The 20138-nt window shown below is 36.1% G+C and carries 15 protein-coding genes and 1 pseudogene; 7 read left to right on the forward strand and 9 right to left on the reverse strand.

The features are described from left to right. Positions 1–615: 615 nt before the first annotated feature. A complete protein-coding gene (locus DYQ05_RS04810; RefSeq protein ID WP_206183942.1) occupies positions 616–1290 on the reverse strand; it encodes an ATP-binding protein in 675 nt (224 codons plus the stop codon). 151 nt (positions 1291–1441) lie between these two features. On the opposite strand from DYQ05_RS04810, the gene DYQ05_RS04815 reads away from it, so the two are divergent. Beyond that, positions 1442–1942 carry a GNAT family N-acetyltransferase gene (locus DYQ05_RS04815; RefSeq protein WP_206183943.1) on the forward strand — a complete coding sequence of 167 codons (501 nt, stop codon included), beginning with the start codon at positions 1442–1444 and terminating at the stop codon, positions 1940–1942. Positions 1943–1968: 26 nt separating this feature from the next. Here the strand turns inward: DYQ05_RS04815 and DYQ05_RS04820 are convergent, their stop codons facing one another. From DYQ05_RS04820 to DYQ05_RS14310, 5 genes are all read right to left on the reverse strand, one after another. Continuing rightward, positions 1969–2181, reverse strand: coding sequence for a hypothetical protein (locus DYQ05_RS04820; protein WP_029410730.1), 213 nt, complete (start codon positions 2179–2181; stop codon positions 1969–1971). Positions 2182–2725: 544 nt separating this feature from the next. Then, positions 2726–4207: an ion transporter gene (locus DYQ05_RS04825; RefSeq protein ID WP_206183944.1), complete on the reverse strand. Its 1482-nt coding sequence runs from the start codon at positions 4205–4207 to the stop codon at positions 2726–2728. Between the two features lie 179 nt (positions 4208–4386). Continuing rightward, positions 4387–5436 (reverse strand): restriction endonuclease, encoded by a 1050-nt coding sequence (locus tag DYQ05_RS04830; RefSeq protein ID WP_024465551.1) that lies wholly within the window; start codon positions 5434–5436, stop codon positions 4387–4389. A gap of 145 nt (positions 5437–5581) precedes the next feature. Further along, positions 5582–5815 carry a beta propeller repeat protein gene (locus DYQ05_RS04835; RefSeq protein ID WP_024465550.1) on the reverse strand — a complete coding sequence of 78 codons (234 nt, stop codon included), beginning with the start codon at positions 5813–5815 and terminating at the stop codon, positions 5582–5584. Between the two features lie 290 nt (positions 5816–6105). Further along, a complete protein-coding gene (locus DYQ05_RS14310) occupies positions 6106–6228 on the reverse strand; it encodes a hypothetical protein (protein WP_275450408.1) in 123 nt (40 codons plus the stop codon). 343 nt (positions 6229–6571) lie between these two features. On the opposite strand from DYQ05_RS14310, the gene DYQ05_RS04840 reads away from it, so the two are divergent. The 3 genes and pseudogenes from DYQ05_RS04840 to DYQ05_RS04850 all read left to right on the forward strand — a co-directional run bounded on the left by DYQ05_RS04840 (position 6572) and on the right by DYQ05_RS04850 (position 11060). Beyond that, on the forward strand, positions 6572–7015 hold the full coding sequence (locus DYQ05_RS04840; protein WP_024470045.1) for a DUF1667 domain-containing protein: 444 nt from the start codon (positions 6572–6574) through the stop codon (positions 7013–7015). Further along, complete coding sequence (locus DYQ05_RS04845) at positions 7012–8571, forward strand: FGGY-family carbohydrate kinase (RefSeq protein WP_206183945.1); 1560 nt, start codon at positions 7012–7014, stop codon at positions 8569–8571. Before DYQ05_RS04840 ends, DYQ05_RS04845 begins: the two co-directional genes overlap by 4 nt. A gap of 264 nt (positions 8572–8835) precedes the next feature. Then, positions 8836–11060, forward strand: a pseudogene (locus DYQ05_RS04850) (peptidase U32 family protein). Positions 11061–11098: 38 nt separating this feature from the next. Here the strand turns inward: DYQ05_RS04850 and larE are convergent. Beyond that, on the reverse strand, positions 11099–11953 hold the full coding sequence (gene larE / locus DYQ05_RS04855; RefSeq protein ID WP_206183946.1) for an ATP-dependent sacrificial sulfur transferase LarE: 855 nt from the start codon (positions 11951–11953) through the stop codon (positions 11099–11101). 119 nt (positions 11954–12072) lie between these two features. Between larE and DYQ05_RS04860 the strand changes: the two genes are divergently transcribed. The 3 genes from DYQ05_RS04860 (at position 12073) to DYQ05_RS04870 (ending at position 17768) form a co-directional block, all read left to right on the forward strand. Further along, positions 12073–13914, forward strand: a complete 1842-nt coding sequence (locus DYQ05_RS04860) for an ABC transporter ATP-binding protein (protein WP_206183947.1) — start codon at positions 12073–12075, stop codon at positions 13912–13914. 314 nt (positions 13915–14228) lie between these two features. Beyond that, positions 14229–15821, forward strand: coding sequence for an ABC transporter ATP-binding protein (locus DYQ05_RS04865; RefSeq protein ID WP_206183948.1), 1593 nt, complete (start codon positions 14229–14231; stop codon positions 15819–15821). A 120-nt stretch (positions 15822–15941) separates the two neighbouring features. Further along, positions 15942–17768: an ABC transporter ATP-binding protein gene (locus DYQ05_RS04870; protein ID WP_206183949.1), complete on the forward strand. Its 1827-nt coding sequence runs from the start codon at positions 15942–15944 to the stop codon at positions 17766–17768. A 176-nt stretch (positions 17769–17944) separates the two neighbouring features. Here DYQ05_RS04870 and DYQ05_RS04875 read toward each other — a convergent pair whose 3' ends face one another. Together DYQ05_RS04875 and DYQ05_RS04880 are read right to left on the reverse strand one after the other, a co-directional pair. Next, positions 17945–19135: a TraB/GumN family protein gene (locus tag DYQ05_RS04875; RefSeq protein ID WP_206183950.1), complete on the reverse strand. Its 1191-nt coding sequence runs from the start codon at positions 19133–19135 to the stop codon at positions 17945–17947. Beyond that, positions 19108–20109, reverse strand: coding sequence for a DHH family phosphoesterase (locus tag DYQ05_RS04880; protein ID WP_206183951.1), 1002 nt, complete (start codon positions 20107–20109; stop codon positions 19108–19110). The genes DYQ05_RS04875 and DYQ05_RS04880 overlap by 28 nt, the downstream gene beginning before the upstream one ends. Positions 20110–20138: the final 29 nt, after the last annotated feature.

A 20138-nucleotide genomic window follows, 5' to 3' on the forward strand; every position in this document is an offset into this window, starting at 1 on the left:
TCCGCCGCTCAGTTTGCAAAGCGTACCGGAATTTAGGAAGAGTTTATAAAACCTTCCGAATTCTTTTCAGCCTTGCTGTCTTTACGGCGGCATAACCTGAGTAAGATATAAAAAAACGCACAAGCCGAAATTATGCCGGTTTGCGCGTGATAATGTGATAATGTTGTATTTTTGTTAGAGCTTACATGTCGAGTGTCGAGTGTCGAGTGTCGAGTGTCGAGTGTCGAGTGTCGAGTGTCGAGTGTCGAGTGTCGAGTGTCGAGTGTCGAGTGTCGAGTGTCGAGTGTCGAGCTATTATGAAGGCAGACTCGTTCTTGTCAAGTAGCCTGCATGAGTTTTGAGAATATTTTTCGTATGGAATTATATATTCTTTTTCCATAATAAAATTAGTATAACACAATTTTCTTTTAATGACAAGATACCGAATTTCCTCACGTTAAATCTAACCGAAAAAAAAGCTGTTCATCATGTAAAAATCTAACCTAAAACGGTACTGTACGGCAGGGCAAGAAACAAAAGACGAAAATTCTCGATGAGTTTATCGCAACGACTAAGTACAACCGAAAATATGCAATTTATATCCTATGATTTTGCAGAAATCGTCCTGTTTCCGCTTCATCGACAATAATAATAGAATCTTTTTTTTTCAATTGAAAGAAGACAATTTAACTGCCGTAAAACATTTTCTTCATTATTTTCCATTTCATTTTTAAAACTGAAAATTTGTAATCCGGTTTGAACGGCAAGAGTTTTTGCAAATTCGGTTTTGCCGGCACCGGGACTTCCGTACAAAAGTAGATTTATACTTGAATTATTTTTCAAAAGGTTTACCGCTAATTCACTTGTTGATTTTTCAATATTTACACCATCGCTAAAGAATGTACATGCTATTATTTTTGCAAAATATGAATTGTCAACAAATGTACATCGTGCAATATTTATATCCAATTGGGTATTCAAATCAAAATATGTTTGCTTATATATTTTTTCATCTTCTTTGAAATTGTTTTTCAGTATTTCACAATATTTAAATGGATTTTTATGGTTTTCATCCGGTGTAAATATATGGAGTTGTTTTTTTGCTATGCTTTTTTCAATCAATGCATTGACAACTCTTTCCGCATGTTCTTTGTTATCAAAGACTGTGAGCAATATGTTGAATAGCCCAAGTAATGTTGAATACTGAGCAATATTGTGAATATTGCTGCAAATATTATAAAGATATAATACCGCCGCTAAGCATTCATAGTTACTTTCATTTTCAATACGCCGTATAATATTTCCGTACATAGACACACTCCTTATTACAATAATTTTGTGCAGCTATATTATAACACACTCAGTCTATCAGGTGATGATAGCGGTAATGATTCTTGATAATTTTTATTTAATGTGGTAGATTATTAGGGTTAGAATATTTTGAAATTTATGGGAGTATACTTTGAATATTTTAATAAAAGAAACGGATGAATCCGATTTAAACAATATAAAACAATTATGGGCGGACAGAGATGTTATGCAATTTGTCGGCTTTCCCGACGGACTCGTGCAATCGGATGTCGATATGAAAAGTTGGTACAAGCGGATAAAAGCCGAATATCCTCGCACCAATCACTACTCGATTTATGATGACGGCACATATTGCGGCGAAGCCTATTATTCAATTGACGGTGAACATAATTTTTTGGCGAGTCTTGATATTAAATTGCTAAAACATGCTCGCGGTAAAGGTATCGGCGAAAAAGGTTTACGATTTGCAATCGAAGAAGCCTTCAAGCATGGAGCGGAAAAAGTGTTTGTTGACCCGAATCCTAAAAACCTAAAAGCGATTGCCCTCTATGAAAAGCTCCTGTTTAAGCGGGTGCAATGTCCACCCCATTTACTCGAAGAAGTTGAAACCTATAAAGCTGTGTATATGGAAAAAGAAAATCCATATTTTTGATAACCAATTCCGAAAGTTTTATAGTTTCAAGCTTTTTTATTTATTGCAGTAATAAGAATATCTCCATTTCGCAAAGGAATAGAAACACGTCTATCAAATGTTACACCGTCATCACTATCTATCTGATGAGCCAAAAACAGTTTAACCGGTTCTTGGTGCAAGGTCGCTTCCAATTCATATATTAAAACTATTAATTTAGATACAATAAGGTCATATAAAGACAAAGATAGCTTCATCATAGTTTCGGCGGACTTTTGTGAAAGCGGCGGTAATAATTGATATAGTAATTACAATATTATTACGCAAACAAATACGATGGCAATAATAAAAACATATCTACAAAAAATAAAAATAGAATCGGAGTTTTTCAAATAGTAAATTTTATTTTTGAAGATTTTGCTTGAAATAATTGGTGTTTTCTTCCTTAAATTGGTTGTTATAAACATAAATTTCAGTATTATCGGAATTTTCTAAAAAACAATCTTTAAAATAAATATAGGCTGATTGAGAAAATGTTGTGATTGATACAAAAATTGCAAAAGTGTACTTTTTCCTGTACCATTCAGTCCATAAATTAAATTTACTTTTTTATCCTTGGTCTAAGATAACTTTATTTATATAGCTTGCAACATTATGTATAGATATTTTTTTTTATTATAATAAATATCTTTTAAAAAATAATGATTTTCAATAAGCGAATAACAAAACCGAACCGCTTTATCAAAAAGAAAAGTATTGATTTTAGAATTGAATCCAAAAGATTGGATTCTCCAATTACCATCTTTATTTTGTCTCGGATTCATCAATATAAATTATTCTATCTTCGGGGGTGATGCAGACGGAATTCTTAGGCGCTAAATATGCATGATTTTCCGAATCAATATAACCGATAATGACAATATCGGAGTCAACTTGATGTTGTTTTAAGTCTTTGAAAGTTGTTGCTCCTTTAAATCCGAAATAAGATAATTTTTCTTCCCGTAAAATTCTACCGTCTAAATTCAAAAAATCATAGAGCATCGGTGAAATATACGGATGACGAATGCAGTTAACGATTAAGTGTGCATCGATTGTTTCTTTAAAAACGATTTCGTCGCCTTTTATTTTTTCCTGTATGATTTCGGCATTCTTTTCGTTGATTATTTCTGCAATTGTGTGAACTGCCGGATTTTCCTGTTCAATATTGTACACGGTTAATACGGTACGCATATCGACATTTTTTATAGTTTCTTTTTCTTTGCTTTCGGAAAAAACAACGGCAAGCACGGCTTCTTTGATATTTACTTTACGCAAAACCTCAACATCGGAATAGTCGCCGTTCACATAAATAATACCGTTGATGTCGGGATTTTCCTGTTCCGTAATAAGCACAATTTTTTTTGAACAAAACTTTTTGTTGCTTAATAATTCTTCAATTACTTTTTTTGAAGAATTGGTGTAACCGCATAACACGATATGGTCTTTAATATCTAACGACCCTAATTTTCCTTTTTTTATATTTTCCATAATTTCCCCCATCTTTGATGATATGATTGAAATGAAAAAACCGATAAATGCTATATTGGCAAACAGCGTCAATGATGCAAATATTTTTCCGGTTATTGTTGCCGGTTTATCGTCGGTAAAGCCGATAAGTTTTAAGGTATACACAATGTGCGGAAATAATGATTGTCCGCCTGAATTTGAGCTTTCGGCTAAAAATAAACCGATTGAATTTAAAATAACGATTACAAATGTTGCGGCGAATAAAACTAAAAATGAAAAATATGATTCTTTTAGACTCCGCACAAGTAATGAAATATGTGAAAAAAATTTCCGCAATTTCAGAATGCGTAAAAAGCGCAGCAACTTTACAAACCGCAAAAAGCGGAAAGCTTTGAGTACGCGTAAAAAACGGATAAGCGGCAGCAATGCAATTAAATCCAATAATGCCGACGGTGAAAAAACCCATTCAAGTTTATTGAACAGTGCAGAGAAAAATCCTGTCTTTTTTATATCGGATATAAAATCGGTTGCAATGTAAAACCTCACGGCATATTCGATAATGAAAAAAACAGTTAAGACATTGTCAAGTTGAAATATCCATGCCGGTAAATTTTTATCTTGATGATACAATTCAAAACATGTCAGCGTTACGGAAAGTAAAACAATAACCAAAATAACAATATCGCTGTAAATTTGTTTTGCATTATATTCACTTTCAAGATACCAATATAAAAAACCTTTAATGCCTTTTTGTTTTGTTTGTGCTTTTCTATCTATCATATTATTCCATCCGTAAGATAATTTTTAAGTTTTAATTTTATGCCATATCACATAAGGAAGCGCGGTACGAATACGATACACGCGTTCGTTTTCAGGCAAAGCCTTGCTGATGTGCTATGAGAGCCACCGGTATTTCAAAAATGTTTCGCGATAGTTATTTTAGTTTTTGCATGTAATGTCTATAAAACATCTAAATTTTGAATACCCATATTAAGCAACATTTCGATAAATTGATCGGCATTAATTAATTTTACTTTGTTTTCGATTGCTAGTTTTTGACATTTTTCAGAAAAACTGTCTGCCATTGAAATAACCCAATATTGATTTGAATATTCATCATTATTGTATTTTTGTGTTTTTGCAAATTCACTTATTTGTTGAACAGCCCAGTCTGAGGTTTCTCCATCGTGAAATTTTGCTTGAATATTTACAGCAGTTGAAATCTTATCAAAATATGCGACAATATCAACATCCTCACATCCTTTTTTTTCACTGGGATTTTTTGCAGGAATTATAACACTACTTGCACCGAGAGTTTCAAAGTATTTTTTAATAAGTTGTTCAAACTTATCCGGATTTAAGTATTTTTTAATAACATCTTTACAGACGGGTATTGATTTATTAAAAATTTCCGACTTTAAGTTTATCGGTTTATTGATTTTGAAGTTTTTAATTGCGTGCGTAATGCTTTCCGCTAAGTCACAGATATCTGCGTTTGTACTGCGTATTTTCATCCGAGCAGTTAATCCTGCATCGGCATATTCTTTACGCGGAATATCTTTACAGATAGGTTTTACTTTTCGTATAAAACCTAAATCGATGGAATCGTCTTTATTCTTTAATTTTAACAGCCCTGTTTTTTTATCACGAAGGATTGGTATACCATTCCAATCAGTTGCAGGCAATGTAAGCGTTTTATCCGAAGCTAAAAATGCGTATGCATCGGTTATTTCATAAACGGAAAAGCTCTTCAATGAAGGTACAATAACCCAATTACCCTTATCCATTTCAGCGACAAACCTCCAAAGGTTATACCTGTTTTTCGGCAAAAACTCCCAGCGTTTTTGAAATTCCTCTTCAAAAAAATCCCAATCATTTTCCGATACCTTATTCAAAAATTCGGTATTACAAAAATCGGAAAACCCGATAGATAATAATCCGTTTTCCAACATCGGATAACTGATATTTTCTAAATATGAAATTCGATGTAACCAATATCTTCTTTTCATAGTTCTTTCTCCTCTTATTTTCTTTAATTATAATAGATTATAATAGATTTATTTTTCGCAACCATTAAAAATGATTTGTGCGAATTTCAATTTTTATGTATTGCATTTGCTCAACATGCGGCGGATTTCCCCGCCGCAAAACTGTTTAGTTACGCCTACTCCAGCTTCTGCCGTCATTTATAGAGTAGAACAAACCTTTTTCGGTAGTTGCAAGGATTTCTTTTCCATTGTCGGTTAAATCCTGAAATGTACCTTGCGTAGAACTACCTGAATAACGAGTACTCCATGAACGCCCGGCATTTGTCGAGTATTCAAGTTTCTTTGCATCTTTGGGGTTGATTCGTATCAGCTCCTTTCCTCTGTTTAGTATCTGTGACATAGATACCTCCTTAAAAAAAATCTTTATATTTACTCACTTCCGCCCGCCGTATACAGCCATGAAACGGCAAACAAAACGGTACGGCAAAAGTGTAAATACGGAATTGAGTATCTTTATTATTGTGATGATTATAAACAAGCGGGTCTATCAGGAAATGATAGAGCGTATAATTTTTAGAAATTATTTTGAAAGAAAAAAGCGGTTGCGAAAAATAAATTAATATAAAAAAGAAAGCAAATGCAAAAAAACTCGGAAAAGTGCCGTGGGGATTGACAAAGGAATTTATATTTTCATAATTTGCTTGCTGCTTGCTGCTTGCTGCTTGCTGCTTGCTGCTTGCTGCTTGCTGCTTGCTGCTTGCTGCTTGCTGCTTGCTGCTTGCTGCTTGCTGCTTGCATTATAATTTTCTTCATTATGTCTATTTTAGCAAAATGCCGATGATTTGTCAAGGTAATTTATATTTTCTTTAATACCTTAAAGCGGTCATTATGTGTATAGACGGTCATTTTTATGCTCTTAAGCACTGCAAGTAAGTACTTTAAAACCTGCCTATTTTGACATTTTTGAGCGGTTTATGTCGCTTTACTGTTTTTCGTGTCCGCTTTGAGGCAAAAGCGTTTTTCTATTTAAAGATTTATGAGAAGTTTTTTTAACACTTAAAGACAAGACTTAAAGTATTATATTATAAACCCTTGACAAGAGCATTGTTTATTTTAATAATAAAAAAAATAAGCTCTTTAAAAGAGGAAGTGCCTAATGCAAATAAAAAACTTTACGTGTACGGCTTGTCCGCGAGGATGCGGGTTAACGGTTCGGATTGAAAATTCCGAAAAACAAAATTTAAACGAAATTACCGTTACGGGAAATAAGTGCCCCAAGGGAGAAACTTACGGAAAGCAGGAAGCCGTTTGCCCTATGCGAATGCTTACAACAACGGTTGCATGTATTGCAGGCGGAAACAAAAGACTGTCGGTAAAACTGAGCGGCCCCGTTCCTTTAAAATCTTTTCCCGAATATATGCGGCATATTCGCTCCGTTACAGTATTATCTTCGTGTAAAGCCGGGGACGTTATCGTAAAGGATTTTTGTGCGAGCGGAACCGATTTAATTGCAACCGGGTCTTATGATATTTCCGGTATAGTCTTGAATTCTTTAGACGGAAGTTCCGAAACCGGAAGCTCCGAAGGAGGTATTTTATGAAAACGGTTTTAACTGTAGACTGCGGAACGCAAAGTTTACGCGCAATGATTTTCGATTTAAGCGGCAACCTTTTAGCTTCTTCCCGTATTCCTTATAAGCCTCATACTACTCCCAAACCGGGCTGGGCGGAACAGGAGGTAAGTGTTTATTGGAATGCCCTTAAAAATGCAATCGGTTTATTAAAAAAAGAAAATACGGAAGCTTTTAAGAATCTTTGCGGTATGGGTGTTACAACAATGAGGGCAACTACAGTCTTAATCGATAAAGACGGAGAAGTATTGCGTTCTGCAATTGTTTGGCTCGACAATAGAACCGCCCGCGGACCGTTTCACCCTAACGGACTTATGCGTGCGGTTTTCCATGCGGCAGGTTTATACGATGCGATAGTTACGGTTCAATCCAGTGCCAAAATAAATTGGATACGCGAGCAGGAGCCTGAAATTTGGAATAAAACTTGGAAAGTGCTTTTTCTTTCAGGTTGGTTTATTTATAAACTTACGGGCGAGGTGTGCGATGCTGCGGCTTCAATGATAGGATATGTTCCCTTTGTAAACAAAAAACGGGATTGGGCTGAAAAACCTTCGATTGAACAGCTTTTAATTCCGTTGGAAAAAGAAAAACGGAACAAAATAGTGGAAAGCGGAACTCTTATCGGCCTTCTTACAAAGGCGGCTTCGGAAGAATTGGGTTTACCTGAGGGTTTGCCTCTTATTGCCTGCGGAAGCGATAAGGCTTGCGAAACCATAGGAGCGGGAGTTACGGATTCTTCCGTTGCTGCTTTAAGTTTCGGCACAATGGCTACAATAGAAGTTTGCGCGGACAAATATTTTGAATATAAAAAACTTTTCCCCGCTTATTGCGGCGTTATACCCGGCACTTGGCTTTCGGAATTGGAAGTGTTCCGCGGTTATTGGATGATAAGCTGGTTTAAAGAGGAATTAGGCAAGGAAGAATGTAGACGTGCGGAAGAGTTGGGCGTAATCCCCGAAACCGTTTTGGATAAACTTTTGGACGAGGCTCCGGCAGGCGGTAGAGGTTTAATGCTTCAGCCTTATTGGGGTGCAAGTATTTTCGATAAATATGCAAAGGGCAGTATAATAGGCTTCGGCGATGTTCACGGCAGGGGCGATTTATATCGTGCCATCATCGAAGGCTTGGCATATTCTTTGCGGGAAGGTTTGGAAATAATTGAAGCAAAAGGCAAGTTTAAATGTGAAAAGGTTGCAGCTTCGGGAGGAGCCTCTCAAAGCGATGCAATTTGTCAAATTACTTCGGATATTTTAAATAGAAGTTTGGTGCGATGTAAAATTACGGAAGCTTCTTCTTTAGGCGTTGCAGTTATTACCGCAGCGGGAATCGGAGCGTACTCTTCCATAGGGGAAGCTGCAAAACAAATGGTTGTTTACGAAAAAGAATTTATTCCGGGTCGGGAGCACAGAGAATTATATGACGGACTTTTTTCGGTTTATAAAAAAATATATCCGGCATTAAAAGATATTTGTAAGGATATTCAAAAAGTAACCGACTATCCGGAAACCAAAAAGATGAACGAATAATTTTTTGTACCGCCTAAAGGGCAATTTATATTTTTAAATTGCCTTTGATAAAAATAAAATTTTCTGAAAAAAAAACGTTTCTTGCAATAAATCATAGTTACGGAAAATACGATAAGTATAATAAAAATAAAGCTTTTAACTCGGCATAAAACACTTTTCCTTTCTCATTGCCGATAATTTTCTTTTATGCTATACTCTTCTTGCAAGAAAAAATACTTAAATTGCCGGCGGGCATTTGTAAGTTTAAATGTAAGGAATAGATGTATGAATATAGAACTTTTAGCACCGGCAGGGAATACGGAAGCTCTGGACGCTGCAATAAATGAGGGTGCCGACGCGGTATATTTGGGATTAAAAAGTTTTAATGCCAGAATGCGCTCTTCCAATTTTGCGTGGCCGCAATTTGAAGCCGCCGTTGAAACTCTTCACAAAAAAACAAAAAAGTTTATGTTACCGTAAATACGGTTTTAATAGAAAACGAAACGGAAAAAATGTACCGCTTTTTAAATTATTTAAATGCGGTAGGTCCTGACGGAATTATAGTGCAGGATTTGGGAATTGTGCAAATGGTAAAAACTTATTTTCCGAAATTAAAATTGCATGCTTCAACACAAATGAATATAGCCTCGGCAAAGGCTGCAAATGCTTTAAGCCGTTTCGGGGTTTCACGTGTAGTTCTTGCGCGGGAACTTTCGTTAACGGAAATTGCAAGTATCAATTCGGAAACTTCCTGTGAGCTTGAAGTTTTTGTTCATGGGGCTCTTTGCATTTGTCAATCCGGCTTGTGTATGTTTTCTTCTTACCTCGGCGGAAAATCCGCAAACCGCGGAATGTGTTCGCAAGCCTGCCGCCGTTTATACAAAGCGCATACGCCTCAAGGGGATAAAGAAGGCTACTATTTTTCTCCGTACGATTTACAGCTTATCGACTATGTTCCCGATTTGGTAAAAGCGGGAGTCCGTTCGTTTAAGATAGAAGGAAGAATGAAAAGTGCCGAATATGTAGGTACCGCAGTTTCGGCTTACAGATATGTTTTAGATAATTGGGAAAAAGATAAAAAAACCGCAATTGAAACCGGACGAAGAATTCTTGCAAACGATTTTGCCCGCAAAAAAACTTCCTTTTTATTTATAAATTCAAAAGCGGAAAATATTTTAAATCCGTTACAGGCAGGCGGTACCGGAATTTTTTTGGGCACGATAGAAAAAACCGCCGATTTTAAAATTACCGAGGTTGCAGGCAAAACAAAAGAAGAACCTCTAAGAAAGGTTCATTATGTATTGCTCAAAGGCGGCGGTTATACTCCGTCCTTCGGAGATTCTATCAGACTTCATACAAAAGACGACAAGGGCAGAGAAAGCTGGAAACTTCAAGATATACGAGAGGAAGGCGGTAAAACGTGGCTGCAAGTTCCCGATAATTTCGGCATAGGCGACAGCGTTTATCTTTTGCAGACAAAAAATATGAGTAAACACTATCCGCAAATCTTACCTAAAAATTTATCGGCATACCGCCGCCGCCCTCTTGATGAAAAATTGCCCGAGCTGAAACTTTTTCCTGAAGGAAAAGCCGACGTAAAAGAAACGGTTCAGGGAAATTCCAAGCAAAAGAAAAACGGAAAAAAAGCCGATGTAAAAAACGTTCTGACAAAATCCAATGTAGATATTTTCCCCGACGGCTTTTACGTTCAAGTATCTTCAATTAACAGTTTGCATACAATTCTTTCGGATAAACCGGTGCGGGTAATTATTAATTTAAACGAAGATACAAAAAAAGGTTTTGAAGAATTTTTATCGACGGGAAAGCCTTTGCCTTTTTCAAAAAAAGAAATTTTTATTTCACTTGACCCCTTTATGCCGCAAGATAAAATTGCTGAACTTGAAACCTTTTTACTTTATTTAACCGAAAGCGGCTACACTCAATTTGTTGTAAATAATCCGGCGCATATTACAATGCTGAAAAACAAAAAAGCTAATTTAATTGCGGGCGGATATCTTTACGGTTTTAACCGATGGGCTTTAAAATGGCTTCAGGAAAACGGCATTACGCAATTTACTTCTCCGATTGAAAATTCTCAAAAAAACTTGGAAGAGGTTTATGCCCCCGGAATGAGAAAACAGGTTTTAATACCGGTATTTGCATATCCCGCTCTTTTTAGAATGCGCTTTACCTTACCGGAAAGTTATAACTTTTTATATTTTTCGGATAAGCAAGGAGAAGCCTTTAAAGCCTTTTCAACTCCGTCATCTTCTTTTGTATTGCCTGAAAAACCGTTTTCCATTACCGACAGAATTACGGCACTGGAAAAAAAAGGCTTTGCAAAATTTTTACTTGATTTTTCGCATACCGAAATCGAGCGCGGCGAATACCGCAAAATAATTGCCGCTTGCCGTAAAAATGAATTTTTGGAAGATACTTCGCGCTTTAACTGGAAAGAAGGTTTTTACGACCCCGTAAAAATAGAAGCAAGAAAAAAAATGCAAAGCTGAAATTTGTTTTAAAACATACAAGAGCTTTAATATCGGGCTTACTCGTCCATACTCCCCGAACGTAAGCCCTCAATATCGAGAGTTATATATTTAAACCCCTTGCTCTTTATTTTTGAAATAATTTTTTTCTTTTGCTCTAAAAATTCTGTAAACAGGTTTTCAGGTATTTCAATACGTACTACAGGATTATGAAAACGTATACGGCATTCCGCAAAACCGCTTTTGTGTAAAAACTTTTCGCTTTCTTCTATTTTTTTTAAAAGAGGTATATCCAAAAATGTTCCGTAAGGAAGGCGCGTTGCAAAGCAAGGTGCCGAGGGCTTTTTCGCAATGGAATTAAGCTCCAATTCTTCGGCAAGACTTCTTATTTCATTTTTTGTAAAGCCGCATTCGGCAAGCGGGCTTTTTATATTAAGCTCCTCCAAAGCTTTTTTCCCCGGACGATAAACCGAAAGGTCATCAAAATTCGTTCCGTCTATAATAGTACACAGTTTTTTTTCTTTACAGAATTTAATTACATTTTTAAACATAGCTTTTTTACAAATAAAACATCTGTCTTTAGGGTTTTTAAAAAGAGCCTTAGGCATTTTTTCCATATCTACGGGAATAACAAAATGATTTATTTTCAGTTCTTTGCATAATTTTTTTGCCGCAACAATTTCTTCATCGGAATAAAGAGGAGTTTTAAAGGTTACGGCATAAAATTTATTTTTAAAAAAATTCAATGCAAAAGTTTTTGTATAAACGGTTTTATTTTGTAAAAGCCGTGCGGTAACTCCTGCCAGTAAACCGCTATCGACACCGCCTGAAAGTGCAAGACATAATCCGTTTTGCAAGTATTCTAAAATAAGTGAAAGAAGTTTATTATATTTTATTTTAAGTTCGGAATTCATTGCAAAACGAGCATAGCATATTTATCGTAATTAAAGCAAGTATAAAGCTTTTATAAAAGAATGCTATAGCATAAAAAAAATTTTTATGCTAAACTGTTTTTTAAGAATCGGGGTATAAAATGAACAACTTAAAAAAATTACTGTCTTATATGAAAGGACAAGGCTCCTTGTATTTTACCGCATTGATGTTTACGCTTATTTCGCAAGTAATTGTTGCAATGCAGCCTCAACTAATTAAAATTACAATCGACTCCGTTTTAGGCGGTGCAGCCTTACCTGATGCGTGGCTTTCATCTTTTATTTCACCTTTTCAAAATCATTTAAACGGTTTTACCGGCCTTTTAATTATGGCGGCTTTTATAGTTTTTTTCTCTTTTATAAGAGGGGTATTTACCTTTGCAAGAATCAATCTTGCAAGCATTGCAACGGAGCGTTCAATAAAAAATTTACGGAATAAACTGTACAATCATATTCAGCTTTTACCTTATTCATTTCATTCAAAAGCGGAAACGGGAGATTTAATTCAGCGTTGTACTTCCGACATAGAAACTGTAAGGCTTGCTTTATATTCACAAATTATGGATACGGTAAGCGCCGTGTTTTTAGTAATTTATACATTGTATCTGATGTCGAGGACAAATACAAAGCTGATGCTTATCTCGCTTACGATTATGCCTATTACGTTTTTTTCTTCCGTAATATTTTTTAAAAAAATACAAAAATTGTTTAAAAAAGCGACGGAATATGAAGCTGCGATGACAACGGCGGTTCAGGAAAACCTTACGGGGATACGTGTGGTAAAAGCGTTCACCCGTCATCAGTATGAAATGGAAAAATTTAAAAAGCGGAGTGAAACGTATAGAAATCAAAATTTGAAAATAAATAAATGTTTTGCGGTCTTTTGGGGGCTTACCGATGCTCTTTCTCTTGGGCAAGTTTTCGGTATTATCTTATACGGAAGTCTTTTGGCATATCGCTCGGAAATCTCAGCGGGCGATTTGGTAGCCTTTATTTCGTACACCGGTATGCTTATATGGCCGGTGCGCCGTTTGGGAAGAATTATAAGTAATATAGGAAAAGCCTTTGTAGCGGTTGACAGGATTGAAAAAATCTTAAACGAAAAAGAAGAGGAAATTTTTCCTACAAACGAAAAACCTGAAATTAAGGGCAACATTATTTTTGACTCCGTTTCATTTACATATCCGCAAACGGATACGGCGGATACTGTAAGTAAAGAAAACGGAAGCGGTCAAGCTCAAGATAAAATAAAAAGCAAACCGGCACTTGATAATATTTCTTTCAGTATAAAAAGCGGAGAAACAACGGCAATTTTAGGACCTACCGGTTCAGGGAAAAGCTCATTGGTTCATTTACTTGCGCGGCTTTACGAATACGATTCAGGCTCGATTAAGATTGACGGTAAAGAATTAAATACTATCGACAAGGGCTGGATACGCTCGCAAATCGGACTTGTTTTGCAAGAGCCTTTTTTATACGGCAGAACAATTATGGAAAACATAAAGCTGAGTAATCCGGATATTTCCGATAAGACGGCAAAACATTATTCCAAAGTTGCCTCTCTGGACGGCGAAATAATCAATTTTGAAAAAGGTTATGACACTCTTGTGGGCGAGCGCGGGGTTTCTCTTTCCGGAGGGCAAAAGCAGAGGCTTGCCATTGCGCGTACTCTTATAAAAGATGCTCCCGTTTTAATTTTTGACGATTCTCTTTCTGCGGTAGACACTCAAACGGACATACACATAAGAGAGGCTTTGCATAAAGAAAAAGGAAACAAAACTATGATAATTATTTCGCATAGAATCTCGACTGTTTGCGATGCCGATAATATTATCGTTTTGGAAAACGGAAAAATAACTCAACAGGGAAAACACGAAGAGCTTATAAAGCGGGAAGGCTTATACAAACGTATTTATAAAATTCAATCGTCAATACAAAACTGAACATACGTAAGATGTATAAAAATTTCAAATTTTAAGGAAACTTTCTTTGGGGCTTTATATTTAAAAATATATTAAAGATTATGTATTTTTTAGTAAAATAATATCAAATATTTTAATAATTTTATTATAAATATTAAAATTATGATTGACTTTTTTATTCCGCTATATTATATTATTTATGTCGGACAACGAAAATTTTTATGTACAGGAAGGTATAAAATGTCGGGCGATACGGTAATGATGTACGGTTCCTGTCGTTTAATAAATTTTCTTACGGCAAAAGCCTTGTAAATAAAAAAGTTAAGGAGAAAGAAATGAAAAAATACATTAAAAAATACTTACCTGAAACCGTTTTCGTATGGTTTTTAGGCTGTATTTCTTCAGGCTTCAGTATTATCGGCAAATACTATGCAAAAGATGTCCTTGATTCCGTTGCTGCTCTTAACTTAAATCTTTTTTTTAGGGCGATTGCCGTTGTATGCTGTATTTATGCTGTAGGGTATCTCGTAAACTATATGCATGAAACAATTAGAACAAAAACCGTGCAAAAAACCTTATTGGGTATACGCTGCGGTCTTGCACAAAAAATATCATCGTCAACATATACCGGATTTCACAAAAAACATACGGGAGAATATTCTTCATGGTTTGAAGCGGATATGGGGTTAGTTGAACAAAACGGTTTAGTCCCCGTTTTTCAAATTGTAATTTCCGTTTCAGCTTTTATTATTTCCTTCGTATCTCTTATCAGTATTCATTGGATTATTGCAGTTCTGGCGGTAATCGAAGGCGTTATTTTATTATTTTTACCTAAACTGTTTGAAAAAGGAATTGCCGCAGGTACTGAAAAAGTAATGCAGACTATCGGTGTTTTTACGATACGCTTACAGGATTTACTTTTGGGTTTTGATACCCTTTTTTCGTTTAATAAGCGCAAGTTAATTCCCGAAGAAATTCATACCGTAGGTACCGAAAGAGCAAAGGATATGGTTAAACTGGTAAAAAAACATATTGTTTCCGCTATAATTATTGCCGCTGTAGGAATGCTGTTTTATCTTTCGATAATAGGAGTTACCGGTTATCTTGCAATTAAAGGATTGGTTACAATCGGTACGATATTGGCAACGGCTCAAATTGCCGATACCTTGTCCAAATCCCTTTCCGAATTTTCAGGATATATTATAAAAATTAAATCCGTAAAACCTGTGTTTGAAAAATTTGAAAGTTTAGAACAGGAAAGTGTAAAACAATTATCGGCGCCTTCTTTTAAAAAAGATTTTTATATTCAAAATTTAAATTTCTCCTATGATAACGAAGGTAAAAAAATTCTTTCAAATCTAAATATGAATTTTGAATTGGGCAAAAAATACGGAATTATAGGAGAATCGGGAAGCGAAAAAACCACAATGTTTAAATTGCTTACCGGAATGTTAAATGAATACACAGGCGGAATTTATTATGACGGCACCGAGCTTTTAAATCTTGATAAAAAAATCTTGCGTGAAAACGTTGCATATATAGACCAAAACGTTTATATCTTTAACCGTACTATCCGTGAAAATATTTGTTTGGGAAGTAATTTTTCAAATGAAGAATTGGAAAAGGCAATAAAAGATGCCGCTCTTGAATTCGTTATAAAAGAATGCGAAAACGGACTTGATACGATAGTCGAACAAAACGGACAAAATTTTTCAGGAGGACAAAGACAGCGTATTGCACTTGCACGGGCTCTAATTCACGGCAGAAAAATTCTTTTAATTGACGAAGGAACCTCCGCTCTTGATGAAAAAAACGCCTCCGAAATAGAAGAAAAACTTTTAAATAATAAAGACCTTACGGTTATAATGGTAAGTCATCATTTTTCGGAAGCGGCAAAATCAAAGTTAGATGCAATTTATAAAATATAACCGTTTATAAAAATTCAATATTGCTTTGAACGGCTTTAGAGTCGATTTTTTTAAGGTTTAAATTCCTTTTATAAATATATATTGAATATTTTTATATTTTAGTTTACACTGAAATAAATTATGGAAGAATTTGATACGATAGAAACCGGAAACGAAAAATTTAAAACCGGAGTTTGGAAAAAAGTTTTAAAAGAATTCGGCTTTTTTAAAATTTTACTTTTAGCAGGTTTGTCTATGGGCGGTTTAACCGGTATGCTGGAAATTGTCGAACCTAAATTTACCGCATACATAATAGACACCGTTGTAAAAGAAAAGAATTTAACAACCTTTGTTCCTGCAATTATTTTTACGGTAATATTTTTAGCAGTTTACGGAATATGTGTTTTTTTCTTTGTAAAGTTTGCAGGCGATTTGGAAATAAAAATGTGCAATCGTCTTAGAATAAAATGCTTTAATAAATTACAATCTCTTTCGCTTTCATTTTTCGATAAAAATGCCGTCGGCTGGTTAATGGCGCGTATGTCTTCCGATATAAACAAACTTTCGGGAATTGTATCTTGGGGATTAACCGACATTTTATTCGGCGGCTGTTTAATGCTTTCGGTTATTGTTGCAATGTTTTCGGATAATATAAAACTTGCGCTTATCGCAATGATAACCTTACCTTTAATTATTGTATTAAGCGTTTATTTAAGAAATAAAATTTTAATCGCACAAAGACGAGTGCGAAAGATAAATTCGCAATTAACCGCCGCATACAACGAAGATATTCAGGGAGCAAAAACTACAAAAACACTTGTTCGCGAACAATTAAATGCAAAAGAATTTGAAGCAAAAACCGAAGAAATGAAAACAAGTTCAATCCGCGGTATTTTAATTTCTTCAGTGCTTATGCCTTCCGTCCAGTTAATAGGCTCCTTGGGAATAGGTTTAATGGTAATATACGGAGGAAGTTCCGTAATTTCAGCTGCAATTACGCTGGGAATGCTTGTAGCGTTTTTTTCTTATGTTACTCAATTTAACGGGCCTCTTGCCGAAGCTGCCGATTTGTTTGCGGAATTTATTTCCGCGCAAGCCGCTGCGGAAAGAATATTCGGGCTTCTTGAAGAAAAATCCGACATCATAGAAAAAAGCGAAGTTGTAAAAAAATACGGTACGGCTTTAAATCCTACAAAAGAAAAGCGTCCTCCCGTTACTGGTTCGGTGCGGTTTGAAAATGTTTTCTTTTGGTACAAAGAAGGAGAGCCGGTTTTAACGGATTTTAATTTATCGGTAACTGCGGGTGAAACCGTTGCCTTAGTCGGTGCAACCGGTGCGGGAAAATCGACGATTGTAAATTTATTTTGCAGATTTTATGAGCCCAAAAAGGGTCGTATTTTGGTAGACGGAATCGATTACACCGATATGAGCGAAAACTGGATTCATGAAAACTTAGGTTATGTTTTACAATCTCCGCATTTATTTTCAGGCACTATAGCGGAAAATATCCGTTACGGGAAATTGGATGCAACCGATGAAGAAATTATAGAAGCTGCAAAACTGGTGGACGCTCATGATTTTATTATGTCAATGGAAAAAGGTTACGATACGCCTGTAGGAGAAGGCGGAAGTTTACTTTCTACAGGACAAAAGCAGCTTATTTCTTTTGCAAGAACTATTGTACGGAATCCGCGGCTTTTTGTTTTAGATGAAGCGACTTCTTCAATCGATACCGAAACGGAGCAAAAAATTCAAAATGCAATTTCCAAGGTTTTATCCGGAAGAACTTCTTTTGTTGTTGCACACAGGCTTTCCACTATCCGCAATGCCGATAAAATTATTGTCGTTGAAAACGGCAAGATGCTTGAAGCGGGCAGCCATATCGAGTTGATAAAACAAAAGGGATATTATTATAAACTTTACTCAAATCAATTTATTGCGGAACAACAAGCGGCTCAATTGAGATAAAATACGTGGAGCATATTGGAAAGTTTACTTTGCAAGGCCTTACCTTATTCTATAAGCGTTTTCATTTGCGCTGCGAAAGCACAAAATCATCAATCCTTGACATTCGAAAATGTCTTTCGGTTGATGATTTTATACCCCCTTGTGTTTTTATGCAATCGACAATAATAATGTATAATTTAAAAAGATAAATTTGCAATCAGCGCCGGGACCGTAATAAAAGTGCCTATGGCGCTTCCCAGCGATGAAAGAATCAGCACCAGTAAAACCTTTGTAATTCTGTTTTTATACCAGCCTTTTACGGTTGAAGTATCGGAGGTCAGATTTTCCATATCCCGGACTTGAGGTTTTTTTGCCCATGCCTGAACAAGCCCCGAAAGCATTCCTATACCCAAAAAGGGGTTTACGGTTGTAACGGGAGCGCCCAAAAACGATACTAAAATAGAAAGCGGGTGCCCCAAAGCGATAAGCGCTCCGATTGCGGCAAGACCGCCGTTCCAAAAAATAAATGAGGTAAGCATTTGCCCCGTCTTTGCTCCGCCGCCCTTGTAAAACCCTAAAGCAATTAAGGAGATAATTGTGATGGGGAATATCCAAGCCGCTATTTTACTTATTGCCGATTTAGGCGGAATAACTTCAATATCGGAAACATCGGTTGTTTTTGTTCCCTCTTCCAGCTCTTTTATAAAACGTTCCGTTCCGGGAAGATGGCCGGCTCCTAATACCGCAATAATTTTTTTTCCTTTACTTTCCCAAATTTTTGAAGCCAGATAACGGTCGCGCTCATCAATTAAAACTTCTTTTACCTTCGGAAGATACTCCGCCATTTCTTCCATCATATTATCCATTGCACTTTGGGTTTTTAATTTTTCTATTTCGGCTTCGTCCAGCTTTTCGTTTGAAAAGCCTGCACTTAAAAGTGCCGCCAAAAGTTTTGACCTTCCCATTCCGCGGCTTTTTGCCCAAGCTCTTTTTAAGGTCGTATGAATGGGACGGTCTACCATTTCGGTTTTTATTTCGAGTTCTTGCGAAACTTCAATTGCGGCTTTCATTTCATATCCGGGTTTTACCCCCAAATCCGAGCCCAATTTTTTTTGAAACGATGCTAAAACAAGATTGGCAAGAAGAAGAAAGCCCTTTCCTTCTTTAAGTATTTTGGAAATATCTATTTCCTGCCAACTCTTTTCCGAAACGAGAGCTTTGTAACGTGTTTCGTCCAGCTCTACACATACGCAATCGGGCATTTCTTCCCGAATTACAGTTTCAACTTCTTTTATACTTTCCTTTGAAACATGGGCTGTGCCTAAAAGTATAATTTCTCTTTCTTTTGTTTGAATTCGCTTTAAAATTTTTGCATTAACTTCTTCCACAATGATTCCTTTTTTCCTATTGAATTAGCCTTTTCAAGAATTAAACCTAAAAAAGCTTTTTTACCCGGGTATTTTTTTGCTTTTATAACTCCGCCTGCCATGTGAGCATGGCCTCCTCCGGAGCCTATTCCTTTTACGGCACTTTGAATTATATAGCCTGCGTCCAAAGCCTTGTCGCGACTGCGTGCGGAAAGTTTAAATTCTTCGCCGCAGGTTTCTATTACAATTACAAAAGCGATGTCTTTTAGCCATAATAAAAAATCCGCAACAACGGAAAGTAACGCTCTGGAATAATCTTTTTCCAATTCTACAAGAAGAAAATTACCGATACGTATATAACTTGTAAAAGCCCTTCCTATTTCTTCAAGCTCGTTTACATTAATTGTAGTTTTAATCATTTGTTGTGTCGCTTGAACGTCGACTTTAAAATAAAGTTCGTAATAAGCGTCCATATCCTCTCGGCTTACATGTCTTGATAAAAAATTCGTATCAAGCTGAATGCCCGTCATTAAGGCTGCGGCAGTTATTCCGTCATATTCTTTTCCGGCTTCCTTCCAATAAGACCAAATAATAGAGCAACAGGCCCCCATTTCAGGCCGTATATCGGTAAAGGCAGCCGTCGATTTTGCACGCGGAGGATGATGGTCTATTACGCCTTTTAAAATTCCTCCGACGGTTTTTACCGTTCCTTTAAAAGGCGAGCCGTCTACTATGATAACTTGATATTTTTTTAAGTCTTCGATTTCGTCTAAGGATATTAACCGCCGGTTTAAAAATTTTACAAATTCCGTTAAAGGCAAACTTTGAATCAGCCCGCCGTAAGCAATTTCGGTTTTATATCCGTAAAGCTCCAACAATACCGCAAGAGAGTATGCCGCCCCTATTGCGTCATGGTCGGGGAAGTCGTGAGTTTGAACCGATACGGGCATATCTTTTTCAAGTATGCTGCAAAGTTTTTCAAAGTATTTTTCCATAACTAAAACCTTTTAAAAAAGCAAAATAA

This window comes from Treponema pedis (assembly GCF_017161325.1).
GTDB lineage: Bacteria > Spirochaetota > Spirochaetia > Treponematales > Treponemataceae > Treponema_B > Treponema_B pedis.

What these genes read in the sequence shown, in the direction of transcription:
- DYQ05_RS04810 (WP_206183942.1), bottom strand. Translation starts at nt 1,290, where the DNA reads ATGTACGGAAATATTATACGGCGTATTGAAAATGAAAGTAACTATGAA.
- DYQ05_RS04860 (WP_206183947.1), top strand. Translation starts at nt 12,073, where the DNA reads ATGAACAACTTAAAAAAATTACTGTCTTATATGAAAGGACAAGGCTCC.
- DYQ05_RS04835 (WP_024465550.1), bottom strand. Translation starts at nt 5,815, where the DNA reads ATGTCACAGATACTAAACAGAGGAAAGGAGCTGATACGAATCAACCCC.
- DYQ05_RS04830 (WP_024465551.1), bottom strand. Translation starts at nt 5,436, where the DNA reads ATGAAAAGAAGATATTGGTTACATCGAATTTCATATTTAGAAAATATC.
- DYQ05_RS04880 (WP_206183951.1), bottom strand. Translation starts at nt 20,109, where the DNA reads ATGGAAAAATACTTTGAAAAACTTTGCAGCATACTTGAAAAAGATATG.
- DYQ05_RS04870 (WP_206183949.1), top strand. Translation starts at nt 15,942, where the DNA reads ATGGAAGAATTTGATACGATAGAAACCGGAAACGAAAAATTTAAAACC.
- DYQ05_RS14310 (WP_275450408.1), bottom strand. Translation starts at nt 6,228, where the DNA reads ATGAAGAAAATTATAATGCAAGCAGCAAGCAGCAAGCAGCAAGCAGCA.
- DYQ05_RS04820 (WP_029410730.1), bottom strand. Translation starts at nt 2,181, where the DNA reads ATGATGAAGCTATCTTTGTCTTTATATGACCTTATTGTATCTAAATTA.
- DYQ05_RS04845 (WP_206183945.1), top strand. Translation starts at nt 7,012, where the DNA reads ATGAAAACGGTTTTAACTGTAGACTGCGGAACGCAAAGTTTACGCGCA.
- DYQ05_RS04825 (WP_206183944.1), bottom strand. Translation starts at nt 4,207, where the DNA reads ATGATAGATAGAAAAGCACAAACAAAACAAAAAGGCATTAAAGGTTTT.
- larE (WP_206183946.1), bottom strand. Translation starts at nt 11,953, where the DNA reads ATGAATTCCGAACTTAAAATAAAATATAATAAACTTCTTTCACTTATT.
- DYQ05_RS04840 (WP_024470045.1), top strand. Translation starts at nt 6,572, where the DNA reads ATGCAAATAAAAAACTTTACGTGTACGGCTTGTCCGCGAGGATGCGGG.
- DYQ05_RS04865 (WP_206183948.1), top strand. Translation starts at nt 14,229, where the DNA reads ATGAAAAAATACATTAAAAAATACTTACCTGAAACCGTTTTCGTATGG.